This is a genomic window from Streptosporangium sp. NPDC002721 (assembly GCF_042888905.1).
In the GTDB taxonomy this organism is placed as follows: Bacteria; Actinomycetota; Actinomycetes; order Streptosporangiales; family Streptosporangiaceae; genus Streptosporangium.
The window spans coordinates 195827-211418 of the sequence record NZ_JBIAQI010000019.1; the positions used below are offsets into that span (position 1 = coordinate 195827).

Genomic DNA, 15592 nt, shown 5'->3' on the forward strand with positions numbered 1-15592 from the left:
ATCAGGACTGTTCAGGGCTGGAAGCGGTACCCCATGCCGGGCTCGGTGAGCAGGTGGACCGGGTGGGCCGGGTCCCGTTCCAGCTTCTTGCGCATCTGGGCCATGTACTGGCGCAGGTAGTGGGTCTCCCTGAGGTACTTGGCGCCCCAGACCTCCGTCAGCAGCTGCCGCTGGGTGATGAGCTTGCCGGGGTTGCGGACCAGGATCTCCAGCAGGTGCCACTCGGTGGGCGTGAGCCGTACGCCGCCGGAGACGGTCTTGTCGACCAGGTCCACCACCCGGTCGCCGACGCGGATCTCGGCGAGCTCCGCCTCGTGCAGCGCGCTGCGGCGGGAGACGGCCCGGATGCGGGCGAGGAGCTCGTCGATGCCGAACGGCTTGGTGACGTAGTCGTCGGCCCCGGCGTCCAGCGCGTCCACCTTGTCGGACCCTCCCGTACGGCCGGAGAGCACGATGATCGGGACGGTGGTCCAGCCGCGCAGGCCGTGGATGACGTCGATCCCGTCGAGGTCGGGCAGGCCGAGGTCGAGCACGACCAGGTCGGGGTGCCAGTCGGCGGCCTGGCGCAGGGCCGCGCCGCCGTCGGGGGCCACGGCCACGTCGTAGTGGCGCGCGGCGAGGTTGATGCGCAGGGCGCGCAGCAGCTGGGGCTCGTCGTCGACGACGAGGACGCGGGTCACGGCCGTTCCCCGGAGGCGCGTTCCCCGGAGGCGCGTTCCCCCGAGGCGCCCGCTCGCGCCCGGGAGGAGACGGGAAGGGTCAGGATCATGGTGAGGCCACCCCCTGGGGTCTCGTCCGGCAGCAGGGTCCCGGCCATCGCCTCGGCGAGCCCCCGGGAGAGCGCGAGGCCCAGGCCGACGCCGGTGTGGTTGTCGCGGTCGCCGAGCCGCTGGAAGGGCATGAAGACCCGGTCGTAGGCGTCGGGCGGGATGCCCGTGCCCCGGTCGACGACGCGGATCTCCACGTGGTCGCCGTACTCGCCCGCCTTGACGAGGACCTTGCGGTCCCCGGGGCTGTAGCGGACGGCGTTGGACATGAGGTTGACCAGGATGCGTTCCAGCAGCGCCTGGTCGGCGACGACCTCGGGCAGATCGGCCGGGAGGTCCACCTCGATCCGCGGCGACAGCGGGCCGAGGTCGTCGACGGCGCGCGGCACGATCTCCTCCAGCGCGGTCGGCTCCAGCCTCAGCCCGAGCACCCCCGCCTGCAGGCGGCTCATGTCGAGCAGGTTGGCCACCAGGCGGTCCAGCTTGGCGAGGGACTCGTCGGCGGTGGCGAGCAGTTCCTCCCTGTCCTGGGGCGACCAGTCGATGCCGGTGTTGCGCAGGCTCTCCACGGCCGCCTTGGCCGAGGCGAGCGGGGTGCGCAGGTCGTGGCTGACCGCGGCGAGCAGCGCGGTGCGCATCCTGTCGGCCTCGGCCAGCGGCCTGGCCTGCTCGGCCTCCGCCGCGAGCCGGTCCTGGCGCAGCGCCACCGCCGCCTCGGCGGCGAACGCCTCGAGCACCCGCCGGTCGGACGCCTCCAGCAGCCTGCCCCGGATAGCCAGGACGAGCCGCTCGTCGATGACCACGTCGGTGTCCGCGCCTCCGGGGCAGGTGCAGGGCGTCTCGCCGGCGGTGGCCACGATCCGCCACGCCTCGGGGTCGGACTGGTCGTCGGGGCCCTGCTCGCCGGTGCGTTCCAGCAGGGTGACCGAGGCGAGCCCGAAGGTCTCCCGCAGCCGGGCGAGCAGCGAGGCGAGCGCGTGCTCGCCGCGGAGCACGTGCCCGGCCAGGGTGGAGAGGACCTCGGCGTCGGCGCGGGCGCGGGCCGCCTCCCGCGTACGGCGGGCGGCGACGTCCACGACCGCGCTCACCATGACGGCCACCAGCACGTAGACGCTCAGCGCGAACAGGTTCTCGGGGTCGGCGATGGTGAAGCGGTCGACCGGCGCCGTGAAGAAGTAGTTGAGCAGCAGGAAGCCGAGCACGGCGGCGGTGACGGCCGGCCACATGCCGCCCGCCAGGGCGACCACCACCACCATGAGCAGGAAGAGCAGTATGTCGCTCGGCAGGTTCAGGTGCCCCCGGAAGGGATGCAGCACCGCGGTCAGGAGCGGCAGCCCGAGGATCGCGAGGCCCCAGCCGGCCACCCGGCGGGTACGGGTCAGCGCGGCCCGCGACGGGGCACGGTCGCGCCCCCGGCTCACCCTGTCATGAGTGATCATGTGGACGTCGATGGACCCGGACCGCGCGGTCGTGGTCACCCCGACCCCCCGGGAGAGGATCTGGGCGAACCGGCCGCGCCGGGAGGCCCCCAGCACCAGCTGGGTGGCGTTGACGCCGCGGGCGAAGTCCAGCAGGGCGGTCGGCACGTCGTCGCCGACGACCTGGTGGTAGGTGCCGCCCATGTCCTCCACCAGCGTGCGCTGGCGGGCCGTGCTCGCCGGGTCGGCCCCGGCCAGGCCGTCGGCGCGCGTGACGTGCACGGCCAGCAGGTCGGCCCCCTTGCTCCTGCCCGCGATCCTGGCGGCCCGCCGCACCAGCGTGTCGCCCTCCGGGCCGCCGGTCAGCGCGACCACGACGCGCTCGCGCGCCTCCCAGGTGCCGGCGATGCCGTGCTCGGCGCGGTAGCGGTCGAGCTGGTCGTCGACCTTGCCCGCCGTCCACAGCAGCGCCAGCTCGCGCAGCGCGGTGAGGTTGCCGACCCTGAAGTAGTTCGACAGGGCCGCGTCGACCTTCTCCGGCGCGTACACGTTGCCGTGCGCCATCCGCCGCCGCAGCGCCTCGGGGGCCATGTCCACCAGCTCGACCTGGTCGGCGCGGCGCACCACCTCGTCGGGCACCGTCTCGCGCTGGGCCACCCCGGTGATCTCCTCGACCACGTCGTTGAGCGACTCCAGGTGCTGGATGTTGACGGTGGAGACGACGTCGATGCCCGCGTCGAGGATGTCCTCGATGTCCTGCCAGCGCTTGGCGTTGCGCGAGCCGGGCACGTTGGTGTGGGCGAGCTCGTCGACCAGGGCGACCTTCGGCCTCCTGGCGATGACGGCGTCCACGTCGAGCTCGGTGAACACGCTCCCCCGGTGGACCAGGCTCGCGCGCGGGACGACCTCCATGCCGTCGAGGAGCTCCGCGGTGCGGGGGCGGCCGTGGGTCTCGACGAGGGCCACGACGACGTCGGTGCCCCGCTCGAGGCGGCGGCGCCCCTCGCAGAGCATCGTGTACGTCTTGCCGACACCCGGCGCGGCTCCGAGGTAGACGCGCAGCCGCCCCCGCCCCCTGCTCATCGGTCGAGCGCCAGGTTGAGTTCGAGGACGTTCACCGCCGGTTCTCCCATGAAACCGAGGGAGCGGCCGGTGGTGTTCGCCGCGATCAGCTGCCGTACCCGCTCCTCGGGGATGCCGCGCTCCCTGGCCACCCGGGCCGCCTGGAGGTCGGCGTACGCGACGGAGATGTCCGGGTCGAGGCCGGAGCCGCTGGCGGTGACCGCGTCGGCGGGCACCACGGCGCGGGCCGTGCCGCGGACCGGGACGGTGCGCCCGGCCGCGTAGTCCTCGCCCGGCTTGCCGCACTCGACCCTGACGCCGCGGTACTCGGCGACGAACGGGGTCGCGGGGCAGGCCTGGTTGACGCTGACGGCCCTGGTGGGGGTGCCGACGGCGGGGAAGACCTTCAGAACGGCGCCGACCCCGTCGGGCGTGCAGTACGGCCGGGCGCCGCTCACCCCCTCCAGTTCCCCGACGGCCCTGGACCGGGCGCATACCTGGGTGAGCAGGCTCTGCCTGCCCTCCTCCCCCGGGATGTCCACGACGTCCTCGGGCCCGAGGTTGCTCGCGGCGGTGGAGAGCATGTCGTAGCCGTCACCGGCCGCCGAGGGACGGCTCTGGAAGTACCTGCCGACCGGGTTGCCGTCGGCGTCGGTGAAGCTCTGGCCGACGATCGCGCTGCCCACGTCCTTCCCGTCCTTCCGGACGAGGGAGCCGTTGGCGCCGTCGTCGAACACGGCCTGGGCGACGCCGGTGATCACCAGCGGGTAGAGGGCCCCGGTGACCAGGGTGAGGACGAGCAGCGCGCGGAGCGCGGCGAGATGCTGGCGGATCCAGCTGGGCAGGCGTTCCATTACGACATCCCCGGAAGGAACTGGATGAGAAGGTCTATCAGCTTGATGCCGACGAAGGGCACGACGATGCCGCCCAGACCGTAGACGTAGAGGTTGCGGCCGAGCAGTTTCGAGGCGCTGGAGGGGCGGTAGCGCACGCCGCGCAGGGCGAGCGGGATCAGCGCGACGATGACGACCGCGTTGAAGACGACCGCCGACAGGATCGCCGACTGCGGGCTGGACAGGCGCATCACGTTCAGCGCGTCCAGGCCCGGGTAGACCGCCGCGAACATCGCGGGAATGATCGCGAAGTACTTGGCGACGTCGTTGGCGATGGAGAAGGTCGTCAGCGCGCCGCGGGTGATGAGCAGCTGCTTGCCGATCTCGACGATCTCGATGAGCTTGGTCGGGTTGGAGTCGAGGTCGACCATGTTGCCGGCCTCTTTGGCGGCCGAGGTGCCGGTGTTCATCGCCACCCCGACGTCGGCCTGCGCGAGCGCGGGCGCATCGTTGGTGCCGTCGCCGGTCATCGCGACGAGCCTGCCGCCCTCCTGCTCCGACTTGATCAGGGCGAGTTTGTCCTCGGGCGTGGCCTCGGCGAGGAAGTCGTCCACGCCCGCCTCGTCGGCGATGGCCTTCGCCGTCAGCGGGTTGTCGCCAGTGATCATGACGGTGCGGATGCCCATCCTGCGCATCTCGTCGAAGCGCTCGCGCATGCCCTGCTTGACGACGTCCTTGAGGTGGACGACGCCCAGGACGCGCGCCCTGTTCTCGGCGCCCTCGACGACCTCACCGACGACCAGCGGGGTGCCGCCGGAGCCGGAGACGGCGTCGACGATGCCCCCCACCTCGTCGGTGGGGTGGCCGCCGTGCTCGCGTACCCACTTCATCACCGCGGTGGCGGCGCCCTTGCGGACCTGGCGGCCGTCGAGGTCGACGCCGCTCATCCGGGTCTGCGCGGTGAAGCCGATCCACTCGGCGTGGGCGAGCTCGCCGGGTTCGCGCTCTCGCAGGCCGTACGCCTGCTTGGCGTAGACCACGATGGAGCGGCCCTCGGGGGTCTCGTCGGCGAGGCTGGCCAGCTGCGCGGCCGTCGCCAGCTCGTCGGCGGAGACGCCGGGCGCGGTGAGGAACTCCGACGCCTGCCGGTTGCCCAGCGTGATGGTGCCGGTCTTGTCCAGCAGCAGGGTGTTGACGTCCCCGGCGGCCTCGACCGCGCGCCCGCTCATCGCGAGGACGTTGCGCTGGACGAGGCGGTCCATGCCCGCGATGCCGATCGCCGACAGCAGCGCCCCTATCGTGGTCGGGATGAGGCAGACCAGCAGCGCGACCAGCACGATGCCGGTGACGCCGTCCCCGGTCAGGGCGAGCGAGTCCGGTACGCCGGGGTTCTGGGCCTTGGCGTAGATCGCCAGCGGCTGCATGGTCGCGGTGGCGACGAGGAAGATGATCGTCAAAGCGGCGAGCAGGATGTTGAGCGCGATCTCGTTGGGCGTCTTCTGCCGGTCGGCGCCCTCGACCAGGGCGATCATCCGGTCGATGAAGCTCTCGCCGGGCCGCTGGGTGATCTCGACGACGATCCGGTCGCTCAGCACCTTGGTGCCGCCGGTCACCGCCGACCTGTCGCCGCCCGACTCGCGGATGACCGGGGCGGACTCGCCGGTGATGGCCGACTCGTCCACCGAGGCGATGCCCTCGACCACGTCGCCGTCACCGGGGATGATCTCCCCTGCCTCCACGACGACGAAGTCGCCGCGCAGCAGTTCGGGGGCCCCGACGACGTCCCACTCGCCTGAGTCGCGCCCGCGCAGCCGCCGCGCCGTGGTGTCGCGCTTGGCGGCGCGCAAGGTCGCCGCCTGGGCCTTGCCGCGCCCCTCGGCGACGGCCTCGGCCAGGTTGGCGAAGATCACCGTCAGCCAGAGCCACACCACGGTGGCCCAGGCGAAGAACGACGGGGTGAGCACGGCGAGCACCGTGGTGAAGACCGCGCCGATCTCGACGATCAGCATCACCGGGTTGCGCCAGAGCGTGGCCGGGTTGAGCTTCCGCACCGCCTCGGGCAGCGAGGTGACCAGCTGCCCGGGGTCGAGGAGGCCGCCGCCCACCTTCCCGTCCTTCTTCCCGTCCTTGGGGGCGGGGGGACGGCCCGGCGCTTCGAGCGTCTGGGTGGACATCACTGGATTCCTTCCGCGAGCGGGCCGAGCGCCAGGGCGGGCAGGAAGGTCAGCGCGACGAGGATCACCGTCACGCCGACGACCATGCCGACGAACTGCGGGCGGTGCGTGGGCAGCGTGCCCGCCGACACGGGCACCGGTGCCTGCCTGGCCAGGGAACCGGCCAGGGCGAGGACGAAGACGATCGGCAGGAACCGGCCGAAGGCCATGCACAGGCCGAGCGCCACGTCGTACCACGGCGTGTTGACGGTGATGCCGCCGAACGCCGAGCCGTTGTTGTTGGACGCGCTGGTGAAGGCGTACAGCACCTCGGAGAAGCCGTGCGGGCCGCTGTTGAGCATGCTCGCCCGCTGCTCGGCCGAGCCCATCGCCAGCGCCGTGCCGGTCAGCACGAGCAGCGGCGTGACCAGGAAGTACATCGCGGCGAACTTGATCTCCCGCGAGCCGATCCGCTTGCCCAGGTACTCGGGCGTGCGGCCGACCATGAGCCCGGCCACGAAGACCGTGATCACGGCGAGGACGAGCATGCCGTACAGGCCCGCGCCCGCGCCGCCGGGGGCGACCTCGCCGAGCATCATGTTGAACATCGTGAGCATGCCGCCGAGCGCGGTGAACGAGTCGTGGAAGGAGTTGACCGCGCCGGTGGAGGTGAGCGTGGTGGCGGCGGCGAAGGTGCCGGAGTTGGGCACGCCGAAGCGCACGTCCTTGCCCTCCATCGCCGCGCCGACCGCCTGCGGGACCGTGCCGCCGTGGGCGATCTCCAGCCCGGTCAGCAGCGCGACGCTCGCCAGCGCCAGGGTCCCCATGATCGCGACGATCGCGTAGCCCTGCCGGACGTCGCCGACCATGCGGCCGAACGCGCGGGGCAGCGCGAACGGGATGAGGAAGATCGCGAAGATCTCGACCCAGTTGGTCCAGGAGGTGGCGTTCTCGAACGGGTGGGCCGAGTTCGTGTTGTAGAACCCGCCGCCGTTGTTGCCCAGCTCCTTGATGATCTCCTGGCTCGCCACCGGGCCGCCGGTGATCGCCTGGGTGCCGCCGGTCAGGGTGGTCACCTCGTGCGGGGAGGCGAAGTTCTGGATCAGGCCGCCGGCCACCAGCACGACCGCGCCGACGACGGCGAGGGGCAGCAGGATGCGGATCGTGCCGCGGACCAGGTCCACCCAGAAGTTGCCGAGCTCGTCGGTCCTCCTGCGGGCGAAGCCGCGGACCAGCGCGATCGCCACCGCCATGCCCACCGCGGCGGACACGAAGTTCTGCACCGCCAGGCCGGACATCTGCACCAGGTGGCCCATGGTCGACTCGCCCGAGTACGCCTGCCAGTTGGTGTTGGTGACGAAGCTGACGGCGGTGTTCCAGGCGACGTGGTCGGTCACCGGGGCGAAGCCCAGCGACAGGAACAGCCTGTCCTGCAGCCGCTGCAGCCCGTAGAGCAGCAGGATGGAGATCGCCGAGAACGCCAGCAGGGCGCGGGCGTAGACGCCCCACCGCTGCCCGGTGTCCGGCTGGACGCCGACGAGCCGGTAGATCACCCGCTCGACGGCGAGATGCTTCGTACCGCTGTAGACGCGGTACATGTAGTCGCCCAGCGGCCGGTGGACCAGCGCGAGGGCGACGACGAGGGATCCGATGAACAGGATCCCGGCCATGGTCGAGGACATCAGGAGCGCTCCCTCATCAGAAACGCTCCGGGAAGAGCAGGGCCGCGACCATGAAGATCACCAGACCGGCGACCACGACCAGGCCGACGGCGTTGACGGCACTCACAACCGTTCCACCGCCCTGACGACCAGCCCGAGGATCACGAAAATCGCGACCGTCAGGGCGACGAAGATGACGTCTGCCATCCCCACTCCTCGAATCCGGGGTTTGTCTCACCACCACCCGACGGGCGGGGCATATGTAAGGAAACCGCCGTTTTTCACACTTACTGCGCATCTTGACGGGTCCCATACGCCCCGGCTCCGAGGCTTGACGCCTCCCCTACACGAGTCCCGGACGCCCGACCGGACACCCCCGTCACACAAGCCCTTGCCTGACGCTCCTCATACGCGCCCCGAACGCCCCCCGACCGTCCCCGCCGTGACGGCGTCCTCACCACCCGCCCCAGGAGGGGCGAGAGCCCATCCGGCCTCACTTTCCCGAACAAGCTCGCGTCCCGGTTATTCTCAACGCCGAAGTCCAGGGAAATTCCCCTGCTTTTCCGACTCTCAGTCGACCTAACCCTGAGAATTGGGAGTCAGTAAAGACCGAAACCCTGGCCGGCCGCTTGACAGGCGCGTTCCCGCTGGAAATGGTTAAGCCGAGGACGTACGAACAATCATTGTCCAGGGAGCTCCGCATGATTCCATTCATTCCCGCACTGAACGAGAACCAGGTGATCACGGAAAGCCTTCGCGGCATAGAACAGAGAATAAAGGCCGAGAACAAAGGGGTTTTCTCCGAGGCCGTCATCCTGTTCGATCACGTTCCGGTTCACCGCACCCAGCCCTACAGCGGCTACGACGGCTACGCGGTGTCCGGCCAGAACCTGCACTTCGCGCTCACCAATCCGACCTCCGGCGCCCGCAACGCCCGCAGGCCCTACTACATCTCCGACAAGGAGGCGAACATCTCACTGGCCGACTCCGAGGTGGTCAGCCTGGAGCAGGCCCGGCGCTGGCTGGTCGACTGGAAGGCCGGTAAGGCCCTGATGCGGGAGCAGATCCTCCAGAAGCACCAGGACTGGCGGAAGAGCCACGAGACGGCGGCGTCGGACATGCGGGCCCGCGAGTACGAGCGGGTGCGCTCCGAACTGGATCCGCTGCCCCCGCAGGTGTGGAGCCTGGACCAGGAACACGCCTGGCAGGCCCATATGGACCGCGCGGAGGCGGCGGCACAGCAGGAGCTCCAGGTATGGGACGGCTACCCCCACTCGGTGACCGTCCTCCTGGTCGGCAACATCGGCCCCTGCGACGGATGCAAGGCCCGGCTGAAGGTCTTCCTGTACGAGCTCAGCGCGGAACTGTTTCCCAAGGCGTTCGTATCGGTGAAGTCCGTGTACACCGGAGACCAGTGCAAGCGCGGGGTGCGTGGCACCACCGACCGGCTGGAAACGGAGTACGGATACCCGGACCGCGTGGAACAGCGGGACTTCCCGTTGGACCCCGCCACCTCCCGGCGCGCGTGGGTCCGCCCGGTGAGCGCGTGGCCGGTGTGACAGTGGACCGGCGGGGCCGGCCTCGGGCGCGGCGGGAAGGCCACGGGTTCGCCGGCCGGGGTGGCACCGCGAAGACGGGCTGCCCCGGTTCCGGCCTGGGGTGACGGCCACCCGCCTCGTGACGGCCGGCGAGGTTTCGGCCTGGGCGACGACCACCTGCCCCGTGACGGCCGGCGGGGGTGCCGGAAGGCCTCGCGGATCAGTCGCGCATGGCCAGCAGCGCCTCCCGCGCCGCGGCGAGCGCCTCCTCCTCGGAGGCTCCGGCGTGCAGGGCGGCCCTGGCGAACTCCTCGGCCGCCGCCGCGAGCCGGAGGCGGAACTGGTCGGCCGTGCCGGTGATGACGGCCGCCCGGCCACGGCGTAGCTCCACCAGCCCCTCGTCGCGCAACTGCTGGTAGCCCCGCAGGACGGTGTGCAGGTTGATGCCGAGGGTGGCGGCCACGTTGCGCGCGGAGGGGAGCCGGTCCCCGGGGGCGGCCATGCCGTTGGCCAGCGCGGCGCGGACGGAGGCCGCCACCTGGTCGGCGAGCGACTGCGCCGAGGAGGGATCGACCGTGATCAGCACTACGCCGTCCCCTCTCGTCGCTCCCGGCTCAGCCATCCGTTCACCAGCGCGGCCGCCGTCTCCGCCTCGCGCGTGGAGTAGACGAACCACCGGTCGTCGCTGAGCGACAGGACGAGCACCGGCCCCTTCCCGCCGATGACGCCCCAGCCCACCCGCCCGTCGTCCAGCCTGTATCTCCCGGCGGGGGCCTCGCTCCTGGCCTCGGCGAACCGTACCACCTGGTAGGGCACCGTCCGATGCAGGCTGGGCAGCCAGGGAACGCGCACCGTGACCCCCGAGCCGTCTATCTGCAGGTGGGTGCGCGCCTGCGCCGCCTCGAAGACCGCCCACAGCGCCAGCAGCACCGTCCCCTGCCATGCGCCGGAGCCGTTGGACACGCTCAACACGGCGAACGCGGCCAGCACCGCGGCGACCAGCAACCTGCGCACCGACCAGGTGGAGGTCACGAACATGGCACGCTGTGCCGGGCCGAGCTCCATGGTGGGCGCGTCCGGCGGTGGCGCGGCGGTGACCACGGGTGGCGACGGCAGCCGCCCCGCCGCCATCCAGCCCAGGACGGCCGCCCCCGCGGTGGCGACGACCTCCACCACCAGGTGCCAGGCGGGCCGGATCACCGTGCCCGGCGTGCCGGCCAGTTCCATCAGCCAGAGCGCGCCGGACACCGGAACGGCCACGCCGACAACGAAGCTGCTGATCACCAGGCTCCGCTGGGCACTGGGCAGGTGCCAGTAGCACAGGAACGAGATGACGAACAGCACCTCGAACCACACCACCACCCCCCAGAGGGGCTGCGCGAACCAGTCCTGCCAGGTGGCCGCGTGCCGGGTGTCGACGACCCAGCCCTGGACGTGGACGCGGCCGGGCAGGCGCTCACCGTACAGGGCAATCGCGACCATGGGCACGACCAGGAGGAGCGGCGGGCCGGCGAGCGTCAGGAGCAGGCGACGCAGCCTGCCCGGCGCGGCGCGATCGGGACGACGAGGCAGCGTGGGCGACGGGGGAATGAGCACGATGCGACCTCCTACTGTTTGCTTTCGACTATAACAGTGCAAACAGTTACCCAGAGGGTGACAGGACACTTCCCCGGCCGGGCCGGCTCCCGTCGCCTCCCGCATGACCAGCGGGAGGGCCGGTCCCGCTGATTGTCGGTACGGCCTGCCACCATGATCCGCATGACGACCGCCCCCCCTGGCCCCCTTCCAGTAACTCAACGTGTCCGAGAGTCCGGGTAGCGGCGCGCTGGACGTGATCTTCGGCGTGACCTTCTTTCGCCCTGGCGGCGAAGGTCACCGGGGTGCCGTTCAGGCCGGACCTGCCCGGCCGCCCGATACCCGTGGGGTCCGTCGTGGAAATGTGATCATCGGGCGATGAGCGGCGCGGGAGGCTCCTTCGGCGGGCGCGGCCGTCCTCCTGGGCGCCACGCGACGAAAGCGCGACCGCCGACCGGCCCGGGTCGGCGAGAGGCTCACCGTCCACGATCGCTTACGGCCTTCGAGCCAGATCCGCGCCTCACCAACGAGGACCGGCATTTTCAAATCAAACAGGAGAACGCGCACAGAAAGCACTCATATGCGTCCCGTCAGGCCCGGACGACGCATGCCCGATCCGGTTCCTTCACTTCGCCACCGCGGAGGTGTCGAAGAAATCGCATGTGTCACCGATTTCAGGGATAACACGTTCTATCAGAACAGGACGATCCGCGTCAGGACAACATGATGATCTTCCTGGCTGATGCGGTATTCAGCGATACCGTAACCATGAGGGATGAGAATCTCCCGCCAGTCCGAGTCGGTGCCGAGCTGATCGCTTCCCGGAAGCCATGGATTTCGCAAATCGCTACGGTCAAGGCAGCTATCGTGGAGAAAACCTCAGCCGATACGGCCAGATCCGCGAGCGTGTCGGCCACGACCTCGGAGAGGACAACCGGCCAGAGATCATCGTCCGCACTCACGAAGTGGCGCGCCCCTGTCGGCGGCGGATGATCTCCTCCATCGTCGTCGTGGGTAGAACGCCCGCCTCGGCAGCCGCGTGAACCCGGTCGCGATCGGGATCGCTGTCGAGCATCGCCCGGCCCCACCATGCGGTCAGAACAGCATCCAGTTCCGCCCCCTGCTGGGCGCGCAGCAGCTCGGCGAAGAACTGGGCGCGGCGGCCGCCGACCAAGGCATCGGAGATCCCGCCGATGGTGTGGGGTACTCTCGGCTGCTCCACCACGCGCTGATGGACGGGCTGAGCGCTCATCACTACCGCCTTTCCACGCTTTTCCCCAAAGTACGGTGGCCGCGATGAACTCGCAGCCTCTGACGTCACTTCCGTGCCGTCCGTCGCTCAACCGCTGTCACAGGTAGACGGCGACGGCCACGACGCCGTCTGGTTCGATGCCGTGATCTCGGCAGGCAATGGTCACTTGACGAGGGCGCGCCTCACCCGGCGGGTGCCGGGCTGATCTGGAACAGGGCGGCCTTCCACTCGCCGGCGCGGCGGGTCAGCGCGGTGGTGGCGAAGACCCGCATGGTCCGCTTGTCCGTGCCGTCGACGAGCACGTCGATCTCCACGGTGGCGGTGTGGACCGCGGCGCCGTCGCCCAGCACGGTCACCCGGTGGTCGCTCAGGTCCGTGCGCGTGTACGGGTTGCGGTTCTCGGCGAACCCCTTCAGGATCGCCTCCCGGTCGTCCACGATCCCCCACTGCGACACGCTCAGCGGCGCCTCGGTGAGGAAGCGGTCGTAGAACTCCGCGTCGCCGTTCCTGTTGGCCTCCCAGGCCCGCTCGGACAGTTCGATCAGCTCATGCTCGATCCGCTCACGGTCAGGGCTCATCGTCGCGCTCCCTCTCGTTGACACCGGTTTAACCGGTGTCAAGTGTTACACTCGGTCCATGACCTTGGCAACCGGTATGAGGCTCGTCGGTCTCGACGGGCAGAGCTTCAGGTTCGACGCCGGCACGCTCTGCCTGGAGCTTCTCCTCACCGGGGGCGAGGGGGAGCTCTCGAAGTGGGAGCGGCTCCACACGCCCGGCGACCTCGCCGACTGGATCCCGAACTCCAGGGCGGGGCTCGGCGACCTCGTCCAGGTCTCCGCCGGAGAACTCGCCGCCACGCTCCGCCTCCGCGCCGCCCTCCAGCGGCTCGCCGCGACCGCCGCCTCGGGCTCGCGCGCCTTCTCCGCGGCCGACCTCTCCGCGCTGAACGAGGCCGCCGCGGCGCCGCCGCCCGTCCCGGTCATCGGCCCCGCCCTGGAGCGCGGGTGGGCCTCCCCCGTCACCGGGGCGCAGTTCCTCTCCATGGTGGCCCGCGACGCCGTCGAGGTGTTCGGCGGGCCGGCCCTCGACCGGGTCAGGATGTGCGGGGGCGAGCGCTGCCTCCTGCTCTTCCTCGACACCTCACGCCCGGGGGCCCGGCGCTGGTGCTCGATGGACCGCTGCGGCAACCGCCACAAGCTCCGCACCCGCCGCGACCGCCACCCGGCGGGATGAGTTCTCCCCCGCCCTCGAACACCCGGCCGACCGACGGCGGCTGCCCACCTTCGAACACCCGGAGGCCGGACGCCCCCGCCTCGGAACGGCGGGCCGCTCCGAGGCCGCGCAGGCCCGGCCCGCCTTTCCGAGTAGGGTCCTGTCCGACGCCCGCCTCGGGACGCGCGGGGTCTGACGAGCTCGTCCGGACGGGTCACGACGCGGGCCCCCTCCTCCAAGGAAGTGCGATGACCTCACAGCCAGCGGGACGTTTCGGCCTGGTCGGCAGCGGATGGCGTTCGGAGTTCTTCGTACGCCTGGCCAGGCAGTTGCCGGAGCGGCTGTCGGTGTCCGGAGTGGTGACCAGGTCGCGGGAGCGCGGCGCCGAGGTGGAGGCCGCCTGGGGCGTGCCGGCGTTCCGTTCCGTCGAGGAGATGCTCGCGGCCGGGCGTCCCGAGTTCGTCATCCCCTCGGTGCCGTGGCCGGTCACCCCCGAGGTGACGAAGGAGCTGGTGGGGTTCGGCGTGCCGGTGCTGGCGGAGACTCCCCCGGCCGCCGACCTGGACGGGTTGCGCGACCTGTGGTCGGCCGTCGGGTCCAGCGGCCTGGTGCAGGTCGCCGAGCAGTACTCGCACATGCCGGGGCACGCGGCGAGGCTCACGCTCGTCCGCGAGGGGGTCATCGGGCAGGTGACGTCCGCGCAGATCTCCTCGACGCACCTTTACCACGCCGTGTCGCTGATCCGGCACCTGCTCGGGGCCGGTTTCGGGGAGACCACGGTGACGGCGCGCTCGTTCACCGCTCCGCTGGCCGACCCGCTGTCCAGGGACGGCTGGACGGGCGACTCCACGCCGAAGGAGGCGGCCACCACGATCGCCACCCTGGGCTTCGCCGAGGGGATGGGGCTCTACGACTTCACCGACAACCAGTGGTGGAACCCGCTGCGTGCCCGGCGTGTCGTCGTCCGGGGATCGCTGGGAGAGATCGTGGACGACGGCGTGGTGCGCCTGGCCGACCCCAGGACCCCGGTGGAGTCACGGCTCATCCGGCGCCAGACCGGGATCGACCTGAACCTGGAGGGCCGCGAGCTGGACCACATCAGCTTCGACGGGCGCGTGGTCTACCGCAACGAGTACCGAGGCGCGCACTTCTCCGAGGACGACCTGGCCGTCGTCTCGATCCTGTGCGGGATGACGTCCTGGTGCCGGGGTGAGGCCCCGGAGCCCTACTCCCTGGCCGACGGCTGCCAGGACCATCTGATCGGCCTGGCGATCGGGGAGGCACTGCGTACCGGCGCCGACGTGACCACCGGCCGCGAGGCCTGGGCCCGGTAGCCCCCGGTCCCCGGGCCGGACACGATCTCGGTGGCCCCCGGTCCCCGGGCCGGACATGATCGCGGTGGCCCTCGCCGGCCTTCCGGAGACGGTCCGGCGGTCCCGTCCCCGGCCGCGGTGGCCCTCGCCGATCGTCCGGACACGGTCTCGCGGCCCTGGCCGGGGTCGCGGTCCCACCTCGCCCGGGGGTGTAATCTTCACCGGTCGCCCGGGGGGACCGGCCAGCGTGGTCGCGCCCGTCCGGAAGGCCTCCGGCCCGGCGAGTGCCCGTGCGGGAGACCTCCCGGCCCGGCGAGCGCACGTGTCAGGGGCCTTTGGCCCGGCCGGCGCCTGCCGAGGCGGGGCGACGGGCTTCACCACCGATCCGAGCGGAGGACGAGAAGCGAATGGACGACCAGTCTCCCGAGGACGAGCAGTCTCCCCAGGACGACCGGTACCGCGCAGATCCGGTCCTCGCCCGCCTTCGAGAGCTCCGGGACAGCATCGACAACATCGACGCGGCGCTGGTCCACCTGCTCGCGGAGCGCTTCAAGTGCACCAGGCAGGTGGGTGAGCTGAAGGCCGCCCACCGGCTCGCCCCGGCCGATCCGGCGAGGGAGGCGGCGCAGATCGAACGGCTCCAGGCGCTCGCCGCGCAGGCCAATCTCGACCCGGAGTTCGCCAAGAAGTTCCTGCGCTTCATCATCGAAGAGGTGATCCGTCACCACGAGCTGGTCGCCCGCCCCTGACCGGCGCCACCCGGCCGGCGGTGCTCCGCGCGCCGCCGTCCCGGGAGGTCTCCGCTCCT

Annotated in this window: 14 protein-coding genes; 4 read left to right on the top strand and 10 right to left on the bottom strand. The window is 71.1% G+C overall.

Annotated features, from left to right (window positions below):
- Positions 1-11: 11 nt before the first annotated feature.
- Genes ACFYWM_RS27215 through kdpF form a run of 6 tightly spaced genes read right to left on the bottom strand, consistent with a single transcriptional unit; the run spans position 12 to position 8021 of the window.
- A complete protein-coding gene (locus ACFYWM_RS27215; RefSeq protein ID WP_389918800.1) occupies positions 12-680 on the bottom strand; it encodes a response regulator in 669 nt (222 codons plus the stop codon).
- On the bottom strand, positions 677-3268 hold the full coding sequence (locus ACFYWM_RS27220; RefSeq protein WP_389918802.1) for a DUF4118 domain-containing protein: 2592 nt from the start codon (positions 3266-3268) through the stop codon (positions 677-679). The genes ACFYWM_RS27215 and ACFYWM_RS27220 overlap by 4 nt, the downstream gene beginning before the upstream one ends.
- Positions 3265-4101 carry a potassium-transporting ATPase subunit C gene (locus ACFYWM_RS27225; protein WP_389918805.1) on the bottom strand — a complete coding sequence of 279 codons (837 nt, stop codon included), beginning with the start codon at positions 4099-4101 and terminating at the stop codon, positions 3265-3267. The genes ACFYWM_RS27220 and ACFYWM_RS27225 overlap by 4 nt, the downstream gene beginning before the upstream one ends.
- Positions 4101-6254 carry a potassium-transporting ATPase subunit KdpB gene (gene kdpB, locus ACFYWM_RS27230; RefSeq protein WP_389918808.1) on the bottom strand — a complete coding sequence of 718 codons (2154 nt, stop codon included), beginning with the start codon at positions 6252-6254 and terminating at the stop codon, positions 4101-4103. The genes ACFYWM_RS27225 and kdpB overlap by 1 nt, the downstream gene beginning before the upstream one ends.
- Positions 6254-7915: a potassium-transporting ATPase subunit KdpA gene (gene kdpA / locus ACFYWM_RS27235; protein WP_389918811.1), complete on the bottom strand. Its 1662-nt coding sequence runs from the start codon at positions 7913-7915 to the stop codon at positions 6254-6256. The genes kdpB and kdpA overlap by 1 nt, the downstream gene beginning before the upstream one ends.
- A gap of 16 nt (positions 7916-7931) precedes the next feature.
- The gene (gene kdpF / locus ACFYWM_RS27240; protein WP_344745511.1) at positions 7932-8021 is read right to left on the bottom strand and encodes a K(+)-transporting ATPase subunit F; all 90 of its coding nucleotides are present in this window, start codon (positions 8019-8021) and stop codon (positions 7932-7934) included.
- 574 nt (positions 8022-8595) lie between these two features.
- On the opposite strand from kdpF, the gene ACFYWM_RS27245 reads away from it, so the two are divergent.
- Complete coding sequence (locus tag ACFYWM_RS27245; protein ID WP_389918814.1) at positions 8596-9453, top strand: hypothetical protein; 858 nt, start codon at positions 8596-8598, stop codon at positions 9451-9453.
- Positions 9454-9652: 199 nt separating this feature from the next.
- Here ACFYWM_RS27245 and ACFYWM_RS27250 read toward each other — a convergent pair whose 3' ends face one another.
- The 4 genes from ACFYWM_RS27250 to ACFYWM_RS27265 form a co-directional block, all read right to left on the bottom strand.
- Entirely contained in the window at positions 9653-10018 is a 366-nt protein-coding gene (locus ACFYWM_RS27250; protein ID WP_389918817.1) for a GntR family transcriptional regulator, read from the bottom strand.
- A complete protein-coding gene (locus ACFYWM_RS27255; protein ID WP_389918820.1) occupies positions 10018-11028 on the bottom strand; it encodes a hypothetical protein in 1011 nt (336 codons plus the stop codon). The genes ACFYWM_RS27250 and ACFYWM_RS27255 overlap by 1 nt, the downstream gene beginning before the upstream one ends.
- Positions 11029-11965: 937 nt before the next feature.
- Complete coding sequence (locus tag ACFYWM_RS27260) at positions 11966-12259, bottom strand: hypothetical protein (RefSeq protein ID WP_389918823.1); 294 nt, start codon at positions 12257-12259, stop codon at positions 11966-11968.
- Positions 12260-12441: 182 nt separating this feature from the next.
- A complete protein-coding gene (locus tag ACFYWM_RS27265; protein ID WP_389918826.1) occupies positions 12442-12837 on the bottom strand; it encodes a nuclear transport factor 2 family protein in 396 nt (131 codons plus the stop codon).
- Positions 12838-12895: 58 nt separating this feature from the next.
- On the opposite strand from ACFYWM_RS27265, the gene ACFYWM_RS27270 reads away from it, so the two are divergent.
- The 3 genes from ACFYWM_RS27270 (at position 12896) to ACFYWM_RS27280 (ending at position 15533) form a co-directional block, all read left to right on the top strand.
- The gene (locus tag ACFYWM_RS27270; RefSeq protein WP_389918829.1) at positions 12896-13492 is read left to right on the top strand and encodes a CGNR zinc finger domain-containing protein; all 597 of its coding nucleotides are present in this window, start codon (positions 12896-12898) and stop codon (positions 13490-13492) included.
- 227 nt (positions 13493-13719) lie between these two features.
- Positions 13720-14805 carry a Gfo/Idh/MocA family protein gene (locus ACFYWM_RS27275; RefSeq protein WP_389918832.1) on the top strand — a complete coding sequence of 362 codons (1086 nt, stop codon included), beginning with the start codon at positions 13720-13722 and terminating at the stop codon, positions 14803-14805.
- A 386-nt stretch (positions 14806-15191) separates the two neighbouring features.
- Entirely contained in the window at positions 15192-15533 is a 342-nt protein-coding gene (locus ACFYWM_RS27280) for a chorismate mutase (protein ID WP_389918835.1), read from the top strand.
- Positions 15534-15592: the final 59 nt, after the last annotated feature.